Here is a 20,538-nt window from a genome sequence, read left to right on the forward strand (position 1 = left end):
CCAGGCACCCGCGGTATTGAAAAAAGAATAAAACCACCAGGTCATCTAAACCACCCCTGCCTGTAGAGACGCGATTCATCGCGTCTTATCCCGTCTGGCACCAAACCAAGGAAGGAGTGTATACTCTCCTCAACTACCGCGAGTCGCACTCCGCGAGTTGCACTCCGCGAGGCGTCGTCTGGCTCTTTGCCCGGAGGCAGCTCCTACCCCCACTCGCTTACCAGGAGCATAGCCCACAAGCTAGGTGCCAAAATTCCCCTCCTGGACTCAGGAGAGGTCCGACTTTCGGTGGTCCGACTCTCGGTGGTCCGACTCTCGGGGTCCGACTTTCGGTGGCCCGACTTTCGGTGGCCCGACTTTCGGTGGCCCCGCATTCGGGTGGTCCGACACTCGGTGGTCCGACTTTCGGTGGTCCGACTTTCGGTGGTCCGACTCTCGGGGTCCGACTTTCGCTGGGCCGACTCTCGGGGTCCGGCTTTCGGGGCCCGACTTTCGGGGTCCAACAATCCGCCTTTCAAAACCCATGCAGAATGTACCATGAGAGCCCCCACCAGTCCCATCGGGACGACGCCTTTGTAGCCCGTAGGCACGCCGCCCACCCGCCTCTGTTACAGTGAGGCTTGTCGCCAGGGTATTATCAACCCCTCATCGCCTGCGCCTAATACCGTAACGGTTCTATCGGAACGGCGCCCTTGTAGCCCATAGACACCCTGCTCCCCCTCCCATCTCGTATCCAAAAATTGATTCGCGGACGGAAAGGGAACCCAGCCCAGTCGCCTGCGAGCCCAGCTCCCAGGAGGGTAATATGCTATTGTGCATGCTAGCTTGACGGCTATGGGCAATAAGGGGGCGGGGAATGACGAATGTGACGTTTTTGAACTGATTACACGCTTAACCTGACGACTATATTCCCTCAGGTGGGGAATTATTCGTACTTATCGCTGCAGAGCACCACATTTTTATAAGCAAATCATTCAAAACCGGTAAAATAGAGCCTTAACTTGACGGCTCCGGGTATACCGGGGCCTCCTACTCACATTTCACAAAGAATATTTTACGTAAAACATAAAACTTATATTGTTTTAGGTAAAAATTAATCGTATTATTGAATAGACAATAACCTATAATACGATTATGAGTCAAACTGGTCAGAATCGCCTGGCAGGCTTTTTAAAGACACTTACGGAAGCTGCATTAGTTTTCGAAGCAGCATTTCTGGCGCTCAGCCTGATCTTTTACACCTTTACCGTATTCGGAGAAGGCGAATTACTGTCCGCATGGCCCGTGCACTTTGGCGGTGAAGGCCCCTTCAGCACCTCGCTCACCATTACCCCACCTATTCAAACAGGAAACCTTACTGCACATACAGGTGAGCTGTCATTTACCTCAACCGGGGCAGCGTATTACCTTCTGAAAATGGCGGATATCATCATCCCTTTTGGCCTGGCCATATGGATTACCTTTACCCTCAGAGCCCTGTTCGCCTCCCTGAAAAAACACGGCCCCTTCCTGCCGGAAAACCCGCCTCGCATCCGGAAAACGGCCCTTTTGCTATTGACCCTCTTTCCCTACAGCATCGTACGGTGCTGGGCCTACCATACCTACATTGCAAATCACCTTTCTGTACCGGACTACACCATAGCAGACCCGGCTTACCTCCTCTCTGCAAGCGAAGCCAATACCCTCTGGCTGGATATGTCATTTAACTTCGAGGCCCTGCTGGCAGGCATCATTTTGCTTGTAGTAGCGGAGGTATTCCGTACAGGAGTGGTGATCAAAACCGATAACGAAGCCATCGTCTGATATGCCAATAGTAGTAAACCTGGATGTGGCAATGGCGAAGAAAAAGATGTCGCTAACGGAGCTCAGCGAAATAGTGGGCGTCTCCATGACCAATCTGTCCCTGCTGAAAAAGGGCAAAGTAAAGGGAGTACGATTCAATACGCTGGAAGCTATATGTGAAGCACTGGACTGCAAGCCCGGCGATATTCTTGATTACGAACCCTAGTCGATTTTATCTAAAGCAACCTGTCCCACGTACTATGAAATCCTATATAACCCCCGCAGGCGCGGTGGCCCTGCTACTGCTATGCCTTACCCCCACCCGGCTAGCGGCACGTTCGCTACCCTCCGGCCTGGAGCAAAAACTCGATTCTATCCTTACGCAGTACCAGGTGCCCGGGGCTGCCATTGCCTTCACCGGCTATGACAGCCTGCTGCATACCTACACGTTTGGCAAGGCTGATATTAAAGAGGACCGGGAAGTGAGCGACAGCACCCTGTTTTGTACAGGATCCATTACCAAGACCTTCCTGGCAGCAGCCATGCTACTGGCAGACGAGCAGGGTATGCTCTCCCTGCAGGACAGGCTGGCAGATGAGCTACCTGAGGGACTGCTTAAAAATGAATGGAGGGAAGAGTCTCCGGTACGATTAATCCACCTCCTGGAGCACACCTCGGGCCTGGATGAGGCCCACTTTCACCTGGCCGCCCGCACTAACCGGCAAACGCCCCTATCGGAGGTAATGCAACTGAGCCACCATTCACTCTACACGCGCTGGGAGCCTGGCAGCTACAGCGAATACAATACGCTGGGGGCCATAGCAGCCGCCCACATGCTGCAGGAAGGAACAGGCATGCCCCTGGAGGCATTCATGGAGGCCAAGGTATTTTCGCCTATGGATATGGAGCGGGCGACATATGATCCCACGCAAAGCAAGGCGCCGCACTTGTTGGCAAAAGGGTATGCTATCCCCCCTGAGGAAGTGCCTTTTCCCAGCCTGGCCCAGTGGCCTGCAGGAGCCCTTAGCATGACGATAAAGGATATGGGGCGATTTATGCACATGCTGATGCAGCGGGGGCATTCGGATGGCAGGCAGATACTCAGTGCCAGGATAATAGAACGCATGGAAACGCCTGAAACCAGCCTGGCCGCCCGCAAAGGTATAATGACAGGGTATGCCAAGGGCCTTCGGGCAACGTATCAAAAGGGCTACCTTTTCTATGGACACTCGGGCAGGTACGGAGGTTTTCTATCAGACTTTGCCTACAGCCGGAAAGCAGGCCGCGGTTATGTTATCCTCATTAATAGCTCTGAGGCAGGAGGGGCGCTCAAAAGCATCAGGCAGGCCCTGCTTAAAGACCTCAACACACCACCCCGGACAGCAGTCAGTGCTACTGAGGCCCCGGCGGCTGATTTTTCCGGCGTCTACCGGCCCGTTACAGGCTTCCCTCAGCTTGGCTCTCTCTCCGGCTTTCTGGTCCGGCTGGTAGATTTGCAGGTAGTTACTATGGAGGGGACACAGATAGCGCTGTCTGGCATGCTGGGCGATAGCCAACCTCTGCGGTGGATGGGGGACAGCCTTTTTGCTACGTTTGGCTCCCGTAGGGCGGATATTGCCTTTGCTCAGGATGACACGGGTATCCTGCTGTTAACGAGTGAAACAGCATACCAACAAGTGCCTGCCTGGCAGGCCTATGGCCTATTTTACGGAGCATTGATAGCGCTCACGATCATGGTCATCTCCCTGCTGATATGGCTGGTGAGAGCGCCTTACTTCCTTGTAAGGGGGCGGAATATGGGTTCCGAGTGGCTCCCGCTGCTTGCTATCCTGTCATTAGCAGGTATGGTGGCTTCATTTTTCACCCTATATGATCCTATGAAACTGTATAGCCCGGGGGCCATTTTATTCTGGTTATTGGGCTATAGTTTTCTGGCTCTGTCCGTGGCCGGTTTGTTGACTGGGCTACGACAGGGAATAAAAAGGACCGGTGGCTTCATGGTGGTACTGACCTCGCTGGCCTGCTGCTTCTGGGCAGGATATCTTTGGTACGACGGTATCATAGGCCTGGCTCTATGGGCCTATTAAGATTATCTGCACGTGATCTTTCGTAAAGGAATGATTCAGGATACATTTGCCCTGTGACCAATAAAGCCTTAGGCATTTTTATCTTAATTGTAATTGCCTTCTCCTGTCAATCCAATAATAACACCCCTCAAAATGAGGGAGCACCAACTCCCCAGACCAAATCACTTTCCCAAAAGACCAATAGCCAACAGGATAAGGACGCTACCCCACATACCAAAGACCGTCTGGATCATCTGCTCCTGCAGTTAGATCCTGCAACGCTACCTCTCATCCACGAATCCGGCGTGACTACTTATGACGGACTGTATATCCCCACCGATGCAGAGCGCCTTTCACTCAAGCCTTACCCTACCCTTGGCTATATAGAAATAGACACCCTGATCGGGATTATTCAACTAATACCTGGCGACATACTAGTGCCTTCTATTACCGTTTTGACCAGAAAGGGGCAGAAAATAGACAGCAGGAACCTGATTATCGGCAGTTGCGGACCTGACTGTGGCGTAGAATGCCGGGAAAGCCTTATTATTGATAAAGGACTGAACATCACCCTGGAAGCAAATACGCTAAACCAGCCTCGTAATAGCGAAGGCCCGTTGCCGGATGCCCTAGTAACGGTGACGGAGTATTTGCAAAAAGGAAAAATATCAAGGGGTGGAGCAATAACCGTTGGTGAAGTGAAAATCCTAACTAATCACCCCATAGAGTAAGCCGTATAGCAGATGTAGGGATCCGGTAGTCAGGATTTACCTTACGCTAGGAATACTTACGTTAACCACTTCTTAATGGGACTCCTTGAGAGGTTATTGTATCAGGAAAAACAGGTATTAAAATAATTTTTTCACCCCCGGGTTATCCTGGTAAAACGAATCGTTTTTCTCTCTACCTTGCTCTTATAAAGACTTTTTAGAGTAAGATGATTCGCTTCATTTTTTTAATGCTAATGACTGCCTGCATTTCCTGTCAGTCAGCATACGCACAGAAGCAAGTAGATACACAACACCTTGTCTGGACTCGCTACAGCCTCAAAGCAGCGCTTAACGAACGCTATCACCTGCGCCAGGAGATAGAAAACAGGGTGTATTGGCCTACCTGGCAGCAGCACCAGTTTGTCGTACGCACTTTTGCAGAAAGAAAACTTAGCGAGGGCTGGGGCAGCGGTCTTGGCTTCACCTATTTCCGCCAGACCCTGCCGCATGCGCCGGATGCCGAAAACTATACGGTACGCACTGAACTCAGGCCTCAGCTTGAAGTCTCCTATTCGCAGAGGCTGAGGGAGAAACTTAGCCTCCACCACAGGTACTGGACGGAATTCCGGTTTTTTGAACAAGCCGGGGGCGGATTTGCCTACGGGCATAACCGCACCCGCTATAAGCTTGAGGTTCGGTATGCCGTTTCAGGCAGGACCACCCTGCTGGCTTTTGACGAAATTCACCTGAATATTGGCAGGCAGGTCGCCCTGAATATTTTTGACCAGAACCGCTATGGCGCCTCGGTAAAATACCAGGCCAGCCCTGCGCTGGGCGCGGAGCTGGGTTACCTGAATTGGTATCAACAGAGGGCCTCAGGCACAGATTTTTACAATCGACACATTCTCAGAGCCACCCTTCACCATTTCATCAATCTTAAGAAGGCCACAAGCCCGTAATTATGTCCGATCTTTTTCATGTAATCACCCTGCCTTTTTTACTAGCCATGTTCCTGGCTATAAATATGGGGGGCAGCGGCACCGCTCCATCCTTCAGTGCGGCATACGGAGCCAATGTACTGCGCCGTTCAGCTATTCCGGGCCTGTTTGGCATAATGGTGCTGGCAGGTGCGCTGGTGGCAGGCAAAGAGGTATCCCTTACGCTGGGTGCCGGCCTGCTGGCACAGTCATTTTTCACTCCGCTGAATACCTCCATCATACTTGGTGCCGTCAGTCTTTCCTTATTGGTCGCTAACCTGCTGGGGGTGCCTCAGTCCACCAGCCAGGCAACCGTGCTGGCTATAGCCGGTGCCGCTACAGGGCTGGAGGGGCTCAATACGCACACCTTGTTTGTAGAGATCATTCCTACGTGGATCATCCTGCCCTGCATTTCATTTGGCATCATGTACGTATTATCCCGGTGGGTACTGCCATATATTAAAAAATGGAGAAATATCAGAAGTACCGATAAACTCAATAAACACCACATGGTCCGGGGGCTGCTGGTATTGGCTTCTTTGTACGTGGCTTTTTCCATAGGGGCCAATAATGTGGCAAATGCCGCGGCGCCTATTGCCTCCCTCACAGCCAATGAACTTGGCCCGGCAGCGCTTGATAATTTTCTGCCTGTGATTATTCTGGCTGTGCTGCTGGTAGCCCCCTGTTTCGCCATAGGCAGTTCATTACTAGGACACAGAGGCACCAAAGCCACCGGCAAGGATATTATTGAGGTAAACCCGGTTTATGCCACCCTGATCGCCTTTATTGTAGCCAGCCTTCTACTTATGGCCTCTGTGACCAAAGGCATACCCACTTCACTGGTACAATTGAACGGGGCCGCTTTTATCGCTTTGAGTATCACCAAAAAAGGGGTGAAAGTAACTTTCAGGAATAAGACTGTCCGGCGGTTTTTCATCATCTGGGGGGTGGCACCTGTTTTTGCATATATTATATCATATAGCCTGATCGTAATATTTAACTAAAGCATTAATTTCAAGCCATTGTAATTCCACATAACTCACATTATGAGCGAATAAAAGCTGCGTTTCCGGAAAAAATTTCGTAAATTTGAACCCTGTTTAATAAAGAATATCACCCGTTAAATTTATTAGAAATCCAAATTTTATTGATATTCTTATACATATTCTTAATTATCTGAAAATTAAGCCCTTGACATTCTGCTAAAAAAGTAGTACCATATATTGTTACGCAGATTTAAACCCCCTTTTATCATATGTTGAAAGAATTGAGACGAGAGACGTACGATGATACGCTCGATAAGGTAATTAAAGATATTGAAAGCAAAGGTTTTACAGATATCCGTGCCGACTATGGAGATTACGAGGCACCCGCTAAGCTGGTAAGTCAGACCAAGAATGATGAATATATTCCTGATGCCACGGCTGTGAACCGCTATGGTGAAAAGTACTACTTTGAAATCAGCCGCCGGATGAAAGAGCCCGAAAAGCTGGTAAACAAGTGGAAGCTACTTGATACAGTGGCTCGCATCAAAAACGGTGAACTGAAAATATTTGTACCTCACGGTTCAATGAAGTTTACTCAGGATATCATAAAGCAGCACAATATCGAAGCTGAGCTACTCAAGATCTGATGCTGTAATAAACATGTGAATAGATAAGAGGCCCCATCAGGGCCTCTTTTTTTATGCCTGATACTAAAACCAAGCCATCAGGCAAGGCTCTTTTGCCTGGTTTTACGGCGCTTGCGATTCTTCTTCCTTAGCTTATTAATCCAGATGATCGTACCTGTTACCGGCAGACTGGTAGCAATGAGGCAGGCGATAAAATAAATAATCTTAGAGAATGTGCCGAATATCTCTCCCGTATGAATAGGCTTGATGGAGCCGGCAATCTGTTCATTCAGTGCTTTGTCCGAAAAGCGCTCAATTTTAAGCACTTCTCCGCTATACTGGTCCAGTATGATTACATCACGGCCGGAAGAAGCAAAGAATCCGCTCCCCGTCTTCTGTATGGTCACTACCCCCTCCGGTGAGGAAGGCATGGACAGCCGGTAGTCTCCGGCATAGCTCAACTCTCCCGACGCTATGACCAGGTACTCTTCTGGAGACAATGTGGCAGTCTGACCGTCGGGTATGGTAGAAGCCGGCGACTCTCCGCCTCCCCTTCTGCCAAATACCTCTGTACCCAGCACCATCCCCAGGGCATCACGGTACCAGCCAAAAGACCAGCATAATCCCGTAAGAGACATGATCAACAGCAAAAAGAAGGTGTAAAAGCCCAGGGTATTGTGCAGGTCATGGTTGATGCGCTTCCAGTTAGCCCGGGTTTTCACTTTGAATCCCTGTTTCCAGTTTTTCAGCTTCTTAGGCCACCAGAGAACAAGCCCGGTAAGTATAATGAAAACAAATATGAGGGTAGCCACCCCTACAATGGGCCGCCCTATGGAGGAATCCATAAGGAGCCAGCGGTGCATTCTGAACACTCCCATAAAGAAGCCGGAAGCAGGCCCGTCAGAGGTACCCAGTAAGAGACCTGTATAGGGGTTCACGTAATACATGGTGCCTCTGCGCTCTTCAGGAGAGGTCTTTACTCTTAGGCTATAAGCTTTATCCGGCTCAGCCGGAACCTCAATAGAGCTGACCTCTCCGCCTGTCTCTGCTATTACCCTGCTCACGATTTGCTCTATTTGCAAGGGCCCTGCACCTTCGGCCACCTCTACAGTGTATTTTCCGGGTTCCAGCATTTGCTCTATCTCAGCCCGAAATGTATAAATAGTACCTGTGAGGCAAACAAGAAAAAGGATGAGCCCGCTACCGATACCCAGCCAAAGGTGGATATTGTTAACTAACTTTCGCCAGCTAAAAGATTTCTTGGAATCAGTCACTTAATTTTTCTTTTGATAAATGGGGCCGGTAAGCAGCACATGGTCCGTTGCCAATGAACTGAGGCATACCCAAGGGGTAAATCTATAAAATATGTAGCAATGTCGAGGTAGCCCTCAGCTATAGAAGGTGATTTCATTTTCCAAATGGTAATCACAGGGTACTGGCTTAAGAACCTGCCTGTTCATTGTTTACCTGCTTGCTCAAAGGAACCGGTTTAGGTCACCGGATATGAAAAGCCGGAAATACGGCGGGCGCACCGGCCTGTGTATTAAATCGGAACAATCTCTTATTTTTAACGCCTTGAAAAATCACAAAGGCCGGCCCAGTGCTGTGACTACGCCATTAAACATGAAAATAATCTCTCTCTTACTCCTCACCCTCTTCTGCACCACCATCAGCACCTACGCCAATGACGGCGTATACCTGACCAGCGGTAGCGTTATTTATCCGCAACAGGAAACGAGCATTTCCCTGGAGGAAGAATTCCTGTCCTTTACTGTACGCGAACGCCGCGCCTATGTGAGTATCCGGTTTGACTTTTATAACCCTGAGGATACAGCAAGAAAGCTCCTGATTGGATTTCAGGCACCCTCCGCAGAAGGCGATGTCTCCGATTCAGTAAGTAACCTGAACCAGATAGAGGACTTTACTGTATTGCAGGAAGGGCAGATCCTGCCGTATAAGATAAAAGCTGCCTTGTGTGAAGACTGTGAACTTAAAGATCCCGAGTCGGTCCGCTTCACCGACGAAGAGCCAGGCATCTTTGTCTATCTTTTTGAAATGACCTTTAAGCCTGGCATGAACCGGGTACAGCATAGCTATAACTTTCCTGCGAGCTACGGTATATTCACAGCCCAGTCATATGATTATATCTTAACCACCGGAGCCAAATGGGCCGGCGGTAAGATCGGAGACCTTACAGTGCAAATTGATATGGGGCCGGACACGTATTTCTATGTTGGGGATAACTTTGGGAAGGGCGCCCTTTGGTCTGTGGTGGGTACAGGCAGATTGACGGATAGCGAACGTATATTTATGGGGCTGAGCAGCTCAAAGGTGGCCAAAATCCGTAGCGGTTCCGTATTGATTGAAGTCAAAAACTTTAAACCGCAGCACAACATCCATTTCGGTGAACCAAACCGGTATGAGTTCATAAGCGACTATGGCGAGCAAGATGACACGCCGATAGGGATAGTGAAACCTGAAGAACTGTACGATATCAAAGATTGGTACAGTAAAGCAGACCTGCGGTTATTACGAAATGCCATTTATGCCCATTATGGGTATGACTTTAACAGTACTGAGCTCAGGCAATATTTCAGTCAGTTTGACTGGTACATGCCGGATCCGAACTTAAAAATGGAGGACATCCACCTCACGGATAAGGAAAAAGAACTGATAGACAGGATCAAAGAATTGGAAAAGTGATAGCACTAATTACTTAGCGTAAAAACGATTCAATTAGACAGCTTAAAAACCACCTCATGCAAGAGGTATACATCTATCGGCTCGCCATCCAGATGCCCGGGTTTGTACCCGTTTAGCGCCTGCCTTACTGCCCTGGCAGCTTCTTTATCCAGGTGCGGTTCCACGCCGCCATTCAGTATGTATATGCTTACCTCATCACCTGAAGCATCCAGCCGGCATAGCAACTTTACCTTACCACTTGTACCGGATCTTACTGCCTGCCTGGGGTAGCGCAGCGTATAGGCAAGGTACTTAGCAAGCTGCTCGGAAGTAATGATATCAGGCCTGGTAAGCTCCCCGGTAGTGTCGGTCACATACTTTTCATTAAACCAGCTAAAATACATCCCGCTGTCTGGCTTTTCATCCAGGTAGATTACATCAAAATCATAGTCCAGAGAGGATACCTCTTCACCCTTTCTGTTATACGTTCGCCACACCCGGAAGGGCTGGTTCCCCTTATACGCATGAACATCAAGAAGCACATTTCCCTTTACACGGTAAAATTCGATGGTGCGAATGCTATCCTCTTCCGTGACAACCTCGTAGTAGCGAGCCTGTGGCTCAGCTACTTTTTCCAGCCTGTACTTATCGCGGTAGTAGGTAGTGGTTTGTCCATAGGTTTCGAAAGTAAGTAATAGGGTAATCCCTATTAAAAAGAGTCTGGTAATCATGACGGCAACACAAATGAGTTAGAATCATCAAAATACTACTTTTCAATGAATAACTATTGCTTTCGGCAAACGAATGCCTGTAAATGGCGTGATGTTTCTTTGTTTATCCGCCTAACCGTAGGCCTCACAGCCATTGCCGGCAGTAAAATTACCTGCTGGTCATCTGCAGATAAGCCTGCTCCAGGTAAGGACGTAACAACAAGGAACCGTGCTTAGGGGCGACCATGTCATGGGTAGTGATATAGGTGTAGAATCGAAATTTATCAAAAATGCTACGCTTCAGCGGTCGCCAAAGATGAGCCCCCCGGCGTGCCAGCCAGGGCGGAACCCGGATATCCCGGCCGCCTGTGATGTCCATTACCCATTCGGACACCTCTCGCCTGCTATGTACCTCAGGGCCACCTACCTCCATTACCTCCGGCCCAGTATCCACTACCGGCAGTATCACTCTGGCGAGGTCCCGCTGATGAATGGGGTTCGTGACTGCCTTTCCGCTGCCTAAGGTAGGGACTATGCCCTTACGGCCGAGGATAAGCAGATCATGCAAACCTGAAAAAAGCCCTACCGGCTTTACGATGGTATAGCTCAGCCCCGACTCCATAAGCCTCCGGCTAAATAACTCCTGCGCCCACCCCTGCCGCATACGGGGGGAGGTTTCGCTGGCGAAGATTGATATATAGACAAATCTTTTTACCCCTGCATTCTTTGCTTCCTGCAGCAGGTTCAGGTTTCCCTGGTAGTCGATATCCATAAAGCCCCCTGTATCATTGGTGAACAGGCTCACGCTATTGCCCACCGTACTTATTATGGTATCAACACCTTCACAAAGCCTGCGCAAGGTGGAGGGGTCTGTCACATCAGCCACACGGATATCCTGGCAATACGGCTCCAGCGCAGCATGCTTGACCGGATTACGTATTTGTCCGCAAAACTCTCTCTCTTCATCATGTAGAAGCTTAACCAACTCATAACCAAGGGCTCCGGATGCTCCGGCTACTAATATTTTACTCATGCTTATAAAAGCTACCGAAAGTCATTTGGTTTAATTCCCCTCCCTTCATGCTATATTCGAAGGATTAATACGATGTGAAGCAGAGATATGCTTAGTGAAAAATGGCGCCACAGGCTATACGGCCCTTTATCAAGGCATGAATACAGGTTGAGAACAGGCCCTCTGAAGCTATTCTTATTACTTATGCTATTGCCACTAGCCCTCGTCGTCTATCGAGGCTATTTAAGTAAGCATGGAGAAGCCACAGTATCCGGAACGCTTATTGCCCGCAAATTTATAACCGAACCCTATAGAGGAAATAATCAGAGGGATATTCTTGTCATTGAAATCGAGGGTAGTAATCAACTATTTGGCATATTAGTGAACCCTGGCTTATCAACAGAGGATAAGACTAACTGGCTTAATAGGGCATTGCCCGGCGAGCACCTTACGGTATATTATGACAAATTACTTCCTCATAGTAATGACATAAACCTCCACATCTCAAAAATAGAGAAAAATGGCATCACCATATATAATACAGATAACCAGGCGAACAACATCCTCATAGCCTATCTACTTATGTTTATAATATTATTAAGTGCGGTATATTACTGGTTAAGTAAGAGGTATAGAAAAAGTTATTCATACAAAATAAGTAAAGAGACATGACCCTTATCTGTTGGTTATTTTTATTATATTCAACTATTAATGAATATGAGCCAATGATAAACATCCGATGGATACTTACCCTGATAGCCCTTCCTACTTTCTTTTTTTCATGTGAAAAGGAAGAGGTATCGGCCCCAACCGATGGAAACCTGATCGGCACCTGGCAGGCTACAGAGATAAAGATACAAAGCCTGGATAACCCGGGAGTAATAACTAACAAGGACCTATCTATATGGCTTTTTCTGGCTAGTGACTATTATGGATATAATTACTATTCAGGCCAGTGGACACTTACCGACCAAACGCTTACCCTATAATATAATGAGAGCAATGAGATGTTTCGCTCCTATCAAATTGTGGAATCCATACCCGAAAAAATAGTCATTGAAACTACGCTGACTGAAGGTGAGTATTTCATTAATTATCCTGAGTATGAGACAGATGAGTTGCTTCACATTACCGAGGTTTATGAACGAAGGGAGTAAGCCGGAATACTCAATTATGCAATTATAAGAAGCTTAAATCCCTGAGACAGTAGCCGGATAGGTGGCATTATTGCTTCGGAGTTCTATTTTTGGGAAACCAAACCAATATACCCTGCTGTGCAGAGTAGGAATCTGACTCACATGATACGTCTGCTGCTCCTTCTTCCCATTTGTTTATTTCTCACTGCCTGCGGATATTTTGAAGAGCAGGAAAGAAAAAAGCGCGATGCCTTCGCGGATGACCTGGCCGACCTGAAGGCTTATTTTCAGATACCTGGCATGGCAGTGATGGTGCTGGATGATGGAGAGGTTATCTACGAGGACTATCTGGGTAAGGCGGACATTAACGGTAATATACCTGTCAGCAGCACTACCCTCTTTCCGGTGGCCTCCATCACCAAGACTTTTTCTGCTGCGCTGGTGCTCCGGCTGGCCGAACAGGACAAACTTGACCTCAAAAACCCTGTCAATCGCTACCTGGCCTCTCCTGATCTGATAGACTCGATCCGGATAGAGCATTTACTCACCCATACATCCGAAGGCAGGGTGGGCGAGCAGTTTCATTACAGCAACCGTTATTCCCTTCTTACCAAAGTTGTGGAAAAAGCCACAGGCAAGTCCTTTCGTGAGGCCATGAAGGATGAAATATTTCACCCGCTGGACCTTCGTTATACCTTTTTACTGGCCAGTGAAGAAGAAGGCAATGCCTACAAGGAGATCATTGCTACAGGGTACCGATATGATGGCATGCTTGCCAAATGCCCGATGGACTATGGCTATTCGGCCTCCGCCGGCCTGGTAACTAACCTGCAGGATCTGGCCGTGTTTGCTGAAGCGCTGGAAGGGGACTCGCTATTGAGCAAGGACTCCAAAAAATCCTTAATCACCCCCTACCAGGAGGGCTTTCCCTATGCCAAAGGACTCTTTACCCAGACCATTGATGGAGAAAGGGTACTGTGGGCTTACGGGCAGTATGACTGCTATTCCAGCCTTTTCGTTACTGTGCCGGATAAGGACCTGACCCTGATCCTGATGGCGAACAATAACCTGATGAGCGACCCGGCCCGCCTGATAAATGGAGACCTCACCTCCTCTCTGTTTGCCCTCAGCTTTCTGAAAAACTTCATTATGGGCAAGCAAGACGCTCCCATTCTTGAAACAGATGCTTCCCTGACGGATTTGACCCCCAAAGGGGAATTTTACAGAAAAAAGCTGGTGGCACAGGCAATGGCCACTACCTATATGAGCCGGTTTGATTCCACTCGATACGGTCAGAGCCTTACGTTACTGGATAAACTTTTTACGCACTACCCTGCTGTGGAGGAGTATGCCAGCCTGAACCTAATACATGCCCTGCTTTTCTTAAATGATGTGGCAGGCCACTATGACAAGACATACCCAGAGCGCTATAATGAGCTTGTAGAAAGGGCAAGTCTGGCTATGCTGGAAAAGGAGCCTGAGAATCCATATGTGCACATCTATCTGGCCAACTATTATGACCAGGAGGGTGATGCAGCCAGAGCGAGAGAGCATTATACCTGGCTGGCCAAAGCCACCAATTTCAGCGATAACTGGTACATGGAAGAAGCCAACAGATGGATTGGGAGCCACCCGGCAGGCAATTAAATTATTTGATAGCTTAGTCCTGGTCTTAATAACAGGAATAAGGCCTTAGGTGTATCATCTGAAACTAAACCGGACCAAGGGATGATCTATATTTTCAGTTACCATACAGATGAGCAGTATCTGCTTTTTAAGTTGGTGCCCCATAAAAGAATAATAGTCCGGATAGGAGATAGTCTGTCATCTCATTTGGCTTGCTTACCGAAGGGTGCTGAGGTGGCATTCCAGATCAACCTGTCTTACTGGAAGTACTTCTTCAGTGACACGAATGGGCCCTCCCAGCTTGCCCGATCCAAGGGGTTTAATGTGCTTAATGCCGGATTATACGATATCCGCAAAAGCTCATTACACCAAATGCTGGGCAAGGCAGGTATTCCTTCATTACTTACTGAAAAAAAGCAAGTTATCAAATCCAATGATTTACTCATCCTGAAATCAGACTATAACTATGGCGCTCAATATGAGAGAAAACTTAGCCAGGAAGGAGCAAAGCAACTAAGGCTGAGGGTTGATTTCTCTCTGCTGCCTGACCATAATAACTATGTGGTAAAGACTTATAGCGAGATATTACCGCAGGAGTGGAATCGGCCCGGACTTACGATAGAAAAATACATAACCAATACCGAAGGAGGCTTCCACCGGGTATTCAGGTATCGTGAACGGTTTGTGTTGTTAAGCGGGCGCAGCGCTGCTCCTATCAAAAAAATGAGCACGGCTGAGCAACGGAAAACCTGTTGCTATACCAGACAAAAATTACCCGAAGGCCTTTCACCTGTACAGCAGGCATGCATAAAGCAGGCAGACCGCTTTTTCAGCCATCATTCTATTGATTTCGGTGCAATAGATCTGGTAGCGGACGATAAAGGACAGGTGTATATAATAGATCTTAATGACACTTCACACTGGGGTAATGATGGTAGCATAGAAGCAGAAAAACACCTTAGTGGCTACGACGCACTACCAGAAGAATCCGCCTACCTTTCTTTTTCAAGAAGTAGTAGGGGGGTGGTCTGTCAGGGGGTAGAAGCATTTTCTTCGGCTTATAAGCCTGACATAGTCGTGTTGGTGGACAGCAGAGAGCTACCTGCCTTCACGGCCTCTATGGAAGATAATGTCAGTGGCCTGTTGGTAAAAGAGAGTATAGCAGAAGCTTTTGAGATAAACCTCAGGAACGACGTATCTGCTTATGGCCTGTTGCACTACCTGCTGTTCTCTAATCCTGATCACACCCCCACCGTCATATGCCGGGGCAGCTACTGGCATGGGGAGGAAATTCCGGGTTATGCAATGGATGTAAGCTACCAGATCATAGTGCCCCACTATGGTGACCCTGCTATATTACGCCGCTGCCTAAATAACCTCCTCACAATTGCGCCGGCCCACAGGGTATGGGTGGCAATTGACGGCCACCCGGACCCCTCTACTGTAAGCTGGGTAAAGCAGCAGAAAGTACGGCTCTATCACACGGGAAAGAAAGAGCCGGTAGGCCCCTATGTGTTGCGGCAACAACTCATAGAAAAATCTGATGCGGACATCATCGTATTTCAGGATTCGGATGATTATTCTACTCTTGACAGGCTGGATCAACTTCTCCATGAACTGATCCATGAAGAAGACTGCGCAGTGGCAGGTTCGGCCACTATTATGCTCAATGAAATAGGTGAAACGGTACGGACCAGATTTTTCCCTCCGGTACCTACGTATTCATTGCGTATGAAACAGGGGCATTGTCAGCTACACCCCAGCACCTGCGGCTGGCGCGAGGCATGGCTCGGTGAATTTGGCTTTTCGAGCTTTATCAAGTTCGGGCTGGATTCACAGCAGTTGCTACGCTCTGCCCTTTATCACTATCATGTAAATACCCCTGGCGTACTGTACATCAAAAACCATCGCAAAGGAGCCCTTACCACCGCTGCACACACTGGCCTGGATACAGAAAAGCGCCTGACCCTTTATAAGCAATGGTATGAGGACTTTGTTCTTATTGAAAATGACGAACTGGAACTGGAGGATTCATCACTTGCCAGGCAGGATGGAGATGCCTATAAGGATAAGTTAAGGGAAAATGAACCCTTATCTTAGTGCAAAGAGTTTCCAAACAAATTAAAGTCAAATAATTTTCCACCGAAATACCGCTAGCTAAGGATCGATAGTACTTTGCATTTCATGCACCCCGGATAGGCCAATTCACTCCCCTGCCAACTAAATACAGCCAGAATCTCATTAGTTCAGGTAAATTATTACATGGCATTGTTCAATTACAATGTCGGGGTTAAATTCCAATTCAACTTTTTAATGTTTATAATGAAACGATTTCGAGTAGTCAGCTATGATGACGCCTCGCCCGAGGTGCAGGAAATTTACCAGGAAACCATGAAGGAAATGGGCTTGCCCTTTGTACTGAACTGGTTCAAATGCCAGGGAGGCAACGCCAATCTGCTTCGTGGCAACTGGGAGAAACTTCGCAGCACGATGCTCCGTGGCAAAGTGCCTTTTATACTGAAGCAGCTAATTATATATAATATCTCTAAAAATAAAGGATGTGAATACTGTGCTCACGCTCACGGCTTAATTGCCGATAGCCTGAGTGAAAGCCTTACTAACGACCCCGCTAAAAAGGTCACTGAGAACATGAATGCCGACTTTGTACCCAGTAGTTACAAAACGGCTATCCGCGTAGTAACGGCTTCTGCCCTGAACCCTTCGGATACCACTGATGAGGACTTTGAAGAGCTGCGCGATGAAGGCTTTAGTGAAGACGAGATACAGGAACTCATGAGCCTGGCAGACCTGACAAACATGCTGAATACCATAGCAGAAATATCAGGTGTGAAAATTGATAACGAACTGATGGAGCCGGTTTAATGAGTTCTTCTCCAACAATGCTTTTAGAGGCCAGCAACAGGCTTCGGCACGAAGTACTAACTAAGTTTGCTACGGAACTGGGACGGGCCACCAGCTACGAAGATGTACGTCCGGTACTGACGGACAACATCAAGTATATGGTGAATTTCATCACGGCCAGGATTTTGCTGGAAGTGGAAGAAGAGTTTGTCATATTTCAGATTCACCGCAGCGAGTGCCAGATCCTTATAGGAGCTGAACATTGTATGGAGTTTGAATTAGAAACCATGAAGAGCGGGGTGCCCAGGCAGCTCGGACTTGATGAAATACAGAAGTTGGGGGGCTGGGAGAATAGCCTGTTTTCTACCGGCCGCGCCCGGCATTTTTATCTGTACCCGCAACATACGCAGCCAGGGCACCGTGCTATGGTAACGCTGGCTAATAAAAGTGACTCAGCATTTAACGAGGTCGACCACAGGTTCCTTAAGCTAATGACCGAATTGCTCATAAGTAAGGTATCTCAGCTATGGTATCTGACAGAGCTCAATCGTAAAAATAAAGCCCTGAATGAGACCAACCTAAAGCTGGATAAGCTGTATGCTGAAGTGAATGCCCTGAACCGAAACCTGGAAGGTGAGGTACAGAGCCGAACAATGGAACTTGACCAGAGCAACCGGGAATTGAGAGAGATATTTTACCGCACCTCTCACGATTTCAGAAGCCCTATTACTTCCATACGCGGACTTATGAACATAGCCCGTTATGAGGCGACGGACTGCCCTGGTTTGCTGGCGATATTTGATGAGTGTGATGTAAACACACAGCGTATGGATAATATGCTGGGTAAATTAAGTAAACTCAGCGACCTTAATGATGAGGCAAAAAACCACCCTCTGCAGCAGTACTCTCTTACTGAGGTGGTCGATACGGTAAACACTCGGTTTTCAGAAAAGATCAAAACAGCGGGGATAGACTGGCAGCAGCAGGTAGCGGATGATATATTAACTACGTGTATGCCCCAGAGCACCCTGGTAAGTCTTATCAGTTACCTGGTAGAAAATGCTATTATGTTCCGGGATATGACCCTGGAAACACCCTCCATCCGTATCCAGGCAGAAGTACAGCACCATACGATGACCTTTACGGTGGCTGACAATGGTACGGGCATCCCCGAGGACATGAGAGAACGAATTTTTGAAATGTATTACCGCGGTAGTGAGCAAAGTAAAGGCCACGGCCTTGGACTCTACGTAGTAAGAAAATTGTTAAATGCCTGTGGCGGAGAGGTTAGCCTGGAGGGAGGCACTCGCAAGGGTGCTACCTTCCGGATTTCCCTGCCTGTACGTGCCGCTGAACAAAAGCACGTTTTAGCAGAACAGATGTAAATGAAAAAGGCCCTATACGGGCCTTTTGTATTACGCTGCGATACGTTAATGACTAAATTTTTTATTCCTGAAGGTACTTTGATCATAAAAGCGGTGATCCACTTGTTTGACATGATCATATCCGGCCTTTGTACCCGTAAAGTGTGCCACCACATTTAACTCATACTGGGGCTCAATAGGCTCGCTTTTAGTCCGTTTTTCAGTGGTACGGAAGGTTTCCTTATCTATGGAATCAACATATACTGTTTTTTCGTCTTCATTAAGGTCAGCGAGCCCTACCGGTAGCAGAAAATAGTACTTTCCTTTTCCTTCAGTAAATTCCTCCGGTGTATCACTTTTAAACTGCGGGTTGAGCCTTTGCGGATTGGCATCGATCATTTCCTGATCAAACTTCACCTCAAGGTACTTTACCAACTCATCCTTCCGTGAAACAACCAGGTTGGTTACTTTACCTATTTTATGGTGGTTAGAATCTTTAAGGGTCCAACCTCTAACATCGTTACTATTACCTGACACCTCATAGCCAGGCAGGTCTTCTAAATAAAATAATGTCGTATTGTGTGGCATGTTCTTAGCTATTATCATGAATGGTCCTGAGTATTACACTGGCCTGGTCGAAAAAGCCTTTTACCAGTTCTTTTTGTTCCAGTGTTGGCTCATCAGGATTCAGGTTTGATGCATATTTTTCCAGCGTAGCCACATCCTGGCTTATATAATCCATGCCGGAACTCTGCATGTTATTCATACTCTCCACCACCTGCACGAACCCATGCTTTATGGTATTGGCATGATCCAGTTTCATAGGATCTTTCAGTATAGAGTCGCCTTTTTCTTTCAGCATGGACATATCTTGCCTGAAGTCATAGCCGGTTTCCTCGGCGGTAGCGTTCATGGCATTAGTAAGCAGCGTAAAAGCCCTGTGGGTATATATATGATCTATTCCCATTTTGCCCTCACTGTCTTCGATATGCTCATAGTATGCGGTGAGTTCAGAAGGCGGGGCCTCATCAACCATCCCTTCACGTATACCACCTATTTCAGACTGCTCAGGCACTTCGGGGTTGTCCTGGTCAGACTGGAATTCATTTTCTGAAAATACTCCACTGGCCAGCAGGTAAATAATCATGGCTAAGAGTACAAGCCCTATTGCTACCCAGGGCCATATGGGTCTTTTTTTACGTATATGAATTTCTGCCATTGGTTAATATCTATTTGCGTTCTCGTATATAACTATCTAAAAATGGGATAGTTATATTGAAGGCAAATTTGGCAGTATCATAACAGATAGGACATATAGCGGTCGCTTTCAGCTATATTCATGATAGCCCGATTGCGGGTAGTGAGGAGCGTACGCATATATTGTGTTAGAAAGAGAATGTCAGCCAGGCGCCCGGCCAGGCCCAGGGGCGACCTGTACCGGAAGAGATCTGTCATAAGCGTACCTTCAGGATGTGGCTTAAACAGGTGGTGGTGGGTAAAGCTATCAAATACCCCCTCCTGCATCTCATCCACGAACATGTGTGGCCGGTCATACGCTGTGATTTTACTGGTGAGGTATTGCCAGACCCCAAAGTGTCGGGCTCTCCAGGTTACGGACTCACCCATACCGATGAGCCCCGTGCAAGTACCCCTCACAGCCTGCTCACCGGTATGCGATACAGAGTCAGCGTGCAGGTCTATACTTCTGCTCAGGTCAAAGCATCGCTCAGGAGGGGCTTTGATAAGGGTATGTATCTCAATTAGGGGCATTGACTGAATTCAGACTTCGCCGTTCTCCATTTTCTGAGAAAGCTCTTCCTTTACCTCGCGTTGTATCACATCTATTTCGGCTTTTATCTCCTCAATAGATTTGCCCGTGAGTTCAGCCACTGTTTTAATATAATGACGGGCTATGGTTTGCGACCAGATATTGGCCTCGACAGTCAACTGAACAAAGGGCTTAAACCCTTCTAATACATCTTTACTCATACTTATTTTC

The 20,538-nt window shown here is 47.8% G+C and carries 22 protein-coding genes; 15 read left to right on the top strand and 7 right to left on the bottom strand.

Features of this window, described 5'->3' with window-relative positions; all coding sequences use genetic code 11:
• Positions 1-1,134 precede the first annotated feature (1,134 nt).
• From AB9P05_RS01525 to AB9P05_RS01555, 7 genes are all read left to right on the top strand, one after another.
• A complete protein-coding gene (locus AB9P05_RS01525; RefSeq protein WP_371907050.1) occupies positions 1,135-1,803 on the top strand; it encodes a hypothetical protein in 669 nt (222 codons plus the stop codon).
• Position 1,804: 1 nt separating this feature from the next.
• The gene (locus AB9P05_RS01530) at positions 1,805-2,008 is read left to right on the top strand and encodes a helix-turn-helix domain-containing protein (RefSeq protein WP_371907051.1); all 204 of its coding nucleotides are present in this window, start codon (positions 1,805-1,807) and stop codon (positions 2,006-2,008) included.
• A 34-nt stretch (positions 2,009-2,042) separates the two neighbouring features.
• Entirely contained in the window at positions 2,043-3,869 is a 1,827-nt protein-coding gene (locus tag AB9P05_RS01535) for a serine hydrolase (protein WP_371907052.1), read from the top strand.
• Positions 3,870-3,922: 53 nt separating this feature from the next.
• Complete coding sequence (locus AB9P05_RS01540) at positions 3,923-4,579, top strand: hypothetical protein (protein ID WP_371907053.1); 657 nt, start codon at positions 3,923-3,925, stop codon at positions 4,577-4,579.
• Positions 4,580-4,812: 233 nt separating this feature from the next.
• Complete coding sequence (locus AB9P05_RS01545) at positions 4,813-5,517, top strand: DUF2490 domain-containing protein (RefSeq protein ID WP_371907054.1); 705 nt, start codon at positions 4,813-4,815, stop codon at positions 5,515-5,517.
• A gap of 2 nt (positions 5,518-5,519) precedes the next feature.
• On the top strand, positions 5,520-6,539 hold the full coding sequence (locus tag AB9P05_RS01550; RefSeq protein WP_371907055.1) for an anion permease: 1,020 nt from the start codon (positions 5,520-5,522) through the stop codon (positions 6,537-6,539).
• 251 nt (positions 6,540-6,790) lie between these two features.
• Positions 6,791-7,168: a hypothetical protein gene (locus AB9P05_RS01555; protein WP_371907056.1), complete on the top strand. Its 378-nt coding sequence runs from the start codon at positions 6,791-6,793 to the stop codon at positions 7,166-7,168.
• Positions 7,169-7,245: 77 nt separating this feature from the next.
• On the opposite strand, the gene AB9P05_RS01560 is transcribed toward AB9P05_RS01555, so the two are convergent.
• A complete protein-coding gene (locus AB9P05_RS01560) occupies positions 7,246-8,421 on the bottom strand; it encodes a PepSY-associated TM helix domain-containing protein (protein ID WP_371907057.1) in 1,176 nt (391 codons plus the stop codon).
• A gap of 349 nt (positions 8,422-8,770) precedes the next feature.
• On the opposite strand from AB9P05_RS01560, the gene AB9P05_RS01565 reads away from it, so the two are divergent.
• Positions 8,771-9,850 (top strand): YARHG domain-containing protein, encoded by a 1,080-nt coding sequence (locus AB9P05_RS01565; protein WP_371907058.1) that lies wholly within the window; start codon positions 8,771-8,773, stop codon positions 9,848-9,850.
• A gap of 29 nt (positions 9,851-9,879) precedes the next feature.
• Here the strand turns inward: AB9P05_RS01565 and AB9P05_RS01570 are convergent, their stop codons facing one another.
• Positions 9,880-10,560 carry an energy transducer TonB gene (locus tag AB9P05_RS01570; RefSeq protein WP_371907059.1) on the bottom strand — a complete coding sequence of 227 codons (681 nt, stop codon included), beginning with the start codon at positions 10,558-10,560 and terminating at the stop codon, positions 9,880-9,882.
• 148 nt (positions 10,561-10,708) lie between these two features.
• Positions 10,709-11,572, bottom strand: coding sequence for an SDR family oxidoreductase (locus AB9P05_RS01575; protein WP_371907060.1), 864 nt, complete (start codon positions 11,570-11,572; stop codon positions 10,709-10,711).
• An 87-nt stretch (positions 11,573-11,659) separates the two neighbouring features.
• On the opposite strand from AB9P05_RS01575, the gene AB9P05_RS01580 reads away from it, so the two are divergent.
• The 7 genes from AB9P05_RS01580 to AB9P05_RS01610 all read left to right on the top strand — a co-directional run bounded on the left by AB9P05_RS01580 (position 11,660) and on the right by AB9P05_RS01610 (position 18,560).
• Complete coding sequence (locus AB9P05_RS01580; protein WP_371907061.1) at positions 11,660-12,223, top strand: hypothetical protein; 564 nt, start codon at positions 11,660-11,662, stop codon at positions 12,221-12,223.
• Between the two features lie 53 nt (positions 12,224-12,276).
• A complete protein-coding gene (locus AB9P05_RS01585) occupies positions 12,277-12,540 on the top strand; it encodes a hypothetical protein (protein WP_371907062.1) in 264 nt (87 codons plus the stop codon).
• Between the two features lie 18 nt (positions 12,541-12,558).
• Positions 12,559-12,708, top strand: a complete 150-nt coding sequence (locus AB9P05_RS01590) for a hypothetical protein (protein WP_371907063.1) — start codon at positions 12,559-12,561, stop codon at positions 12,706-12,708.
• 117 nt (positions 12,709-12,825) lie between these two features.
• Positions 12,826-14,334, top strand: coding sequence for a serine hydrolase (locus AB9P05_RS01595; RefSeq protein WP_371907064.1), 1,509 nt, complete (start codon positions 12,826-12,828; stop codon positions 14,332-14,334).
• 81 nt (positions 14,335-14,415) lie between these two features.
• Positions 14,416-16,413, top strand: coding sequence for a glycosyltransferase family A protein (locus AB9P05_RS01600; RefSeq protein ID WP_371907065.1), 1,998 nt, complete (start codon positions 14,416-14,418; stop codon positions 16,411-16,413).
• 222 nt (positions 16,414-16,635) lie between these two features.
• The gene (locus AB9P05_RS01605; RefSeq protein WP_371907066.1) at positions 16,636-17,196 is read left to right on the top strand and encodes a carboxymuconolactone decarboxylase family protein; all 561 of its coding nucleotides are present in this window, start codon (positions 16,636-16,638) and stop codon (positions 17,194-17,196) included.
• A gap of 17 nt (positions 17,197-17,213) precedes the next feature.
• The gene (locus AB9P05_RS01610; RefSeq protein ID WP_371907067.1) at positions 17,214-18,560 is read left to right on the top strand and encodes a sensor histidine kinase; all 1,347 of its coding nucleotides are present in this window, start codon (positions 17,214-17,216) and stop codon (positions 18,558-18,560) included.
• A 45-nt stretch (positions 18,561-18,605) separates the two neighbouring features.
• Here AB9P05_RS01610 and AB9P05_RS01615 read toward each other — a convergent pair whose 3' ends face one another.
• The 4 genes from AB9P05_RS01615 to AB9P05_RS01630 all read right to left on the bottom strand — a co-directional run bounded on the left by AB9P05_RS01615 (position 18,606) and on the right by AB9P05_RS01630 (position 20,528).
• Positions 18,606-19,145 (bottom strand): hypothetical protein, encoded by a 540-nt coding sequence (locus AB9P05_RS01615; protein ID WP_371907068.1) that lies wholly within the window; start codon positions 19,143-19,145, stop codon positions 18,606-18,608.
• A complete protein-coding gene (locus AB9P05_RS01620) occupies positions 19,132-19,758 on the bottom strand; it encodes a hypothetical protein (protein WP_371907069.1) in 627 nt (208 codons plus the stop codon). Before AB9P05_RS01620 ends, AB9P05_RS01615 begins: the two co-directional genes overlap by 14 nt.
• 77 nt (positions 19,759-19,835) lie before the next feature.
• Complete coding sequence (locus AB9P05_RS01625) at positions 19,836-20,309, bottom strand: cell division protein (protein ID WP_371907070.1); 474 nt, start codon at positions 20,307-20,309, stop codon at positions 19,836-19,838.
• A 9-nt stretch (positions 20,310-20,318) separates the two neighbouring features.
• Positions 20,319-20,528 (bottom strand): hypothetical protein, encoded by a 210-nt coding sequence (locus AB9P05_RS01630; RefSeq protein WP_371907071.1) that lies wholly within the window; start codon positions 20,526-20,528, stop codon positions 20,319-20,321.
• Positions 20,529-20,538: the final 10 nt, after the last annotated feature.

Source organism: Roseivirga sp. BDSF3-8, from assembly GCF_041449215.1.
Classification (GTDB): Bacteria; Bacteroidota; Bacteroidia; order Cytophagales; family Cyclobacteriaceae; genus JBGNFV01.

Excerpts from the sequence above, each read along its gene's own strand:
- AB9P05_RS01580 (WP_371907061.1), top strand. The coding sequence starts at position 11,660 with ATGCTTAGTGAAAAATGGCGCCACAGGCTATACGGCCCTTTATCAAGG.
- AB9P05_RS01625 (WP_371907070.1), bottom strand. The coding sequence starts at position 20,309 with ATGCCCCTAATTGAGATACATACCCTTATCAAAGCCCCTCCTGAGCGA.
- AB9P05_RS01555 (WP_371907056.1), top strand. The coding sequence starts at position 6,791 with ATGTTGAAAGAATTGAGACGAGAGACGTACGATGATACGCTCGATAAG.
- AB9P05_RS01620 (WP_371907069.1), bottom strand. The coding sequence starts at position 19,758 with ATGGCAGAAATTCATATACGTAAAAAAAGACCCATATGGCCCTGGGTA.
- AB9P05_RS01600 (WP_371907065.1), top strand. The coding sequence starts at position 14,416 with ATGATCTATATTTTCAGTTACCATACAGATGAGCAGTATCTGCTTTTT.
- AB9P05_RS01565 (WP_371907058.1), top strand. The coding sequence starts at position 8,771 with ATGAAAATAATCTCTCTCTTACTCCTCACCCTCTTCTGCACCACCATC.
- AB9P05_RS01610 (WP_371907067.1), top strand. The coding sequence starts at position 17,214 with ATGCTTTTAGAGGCCAGCAACAGGCTTCGGCACGAAGTACTAACTAAG.
- AB9P05_RS01605 (WP_371907066.1), top strand. The coding sequence starts at position 16,636 with ATGAAACGATTTCGAGTAGTCAGCTATGATGACGCCTCGCCCGAGGTG.
- AB9P05_RS01570 (WP_371907059.1), bottom strand. The coding sequence starts at position 10,560 with ATGATTACCAGACTCTTTTTAATAGGGATTACCCTATTACTTACTTTC.
- AB9P05_RS01545 (WP_371907054.1), top strand. The coding sequence starts at position 4,813 with ATGACTGCCTGCATTTCCTGTCAGTCAGCATACGCACAGAAGCAAGTA.
- AB9P05_RS01550 (WP_371907055.1), top strand. The coding sequence starts at position 5,520 with ATGTCCGATCTTTTTCATGTAATCACCCTGCCTTTTTTACTAGCCATG.
- AB9P05_RS01615 (WP_371907068.1), bottom strand. The coding sequence starts at position 19,145 with ATGATAATAGCTAAGAACATGCCACACAATACGACATTATTTTATTTA.
- AB9P05_RS01585 (WP_371907062.1), top strand. The coding sequence starts at position 12,277 with ATGATAAACATCCGATGGATACTTACCCTGATAGCCCTTCCTACTTTC.
- AB9P05_RS01525 (WP_371907050.1), top strand. The coding sequence starts at position 1,135 with ATGAGTCAAACTGGTCAGAATCGCCTGGCAGGCTTTTTAAAGACACTT.
- AB9P05_RS01575 (WP_371907060.1), bottom strand. The coding sequence starts at position 11,572 with ATGAGTAAAATATTAGTAGCCGGAGCATCCGGAGCCCTTGGTTATGAG.
- AB9P05_RS01630 (WP_371907071.1), bottom strand. The coding sequence starts at position 20,528 with ATGAGTAAAGATGTATTAGAAGGGTTTAAGCCCTTTGTTCAGTTGACT.
- AB9P05_RS01530 (WP_371907051.1), top strand. The coding sequence starts at position 1,805 with ATGCCAATAGTAGTAAACCTGGATGTGGCAATGGCGAAGAAAAAGATG.
- AB9P05_RS01590 (WP_371907063.1), top strand. The coding sequence starts at position 12,559 with ATGTTTCGCTCCTATCAAATTGTGGAATCCATACCCGAAAAAATAGTC.
- AB9P05_RS01535 (WP_371907052.1), top strand. The coding sequence starts at position 2,043 with ATGAAATCCTATATAACCCCCGCAGGCGCGGTGGCCCTGCTACTGCTA.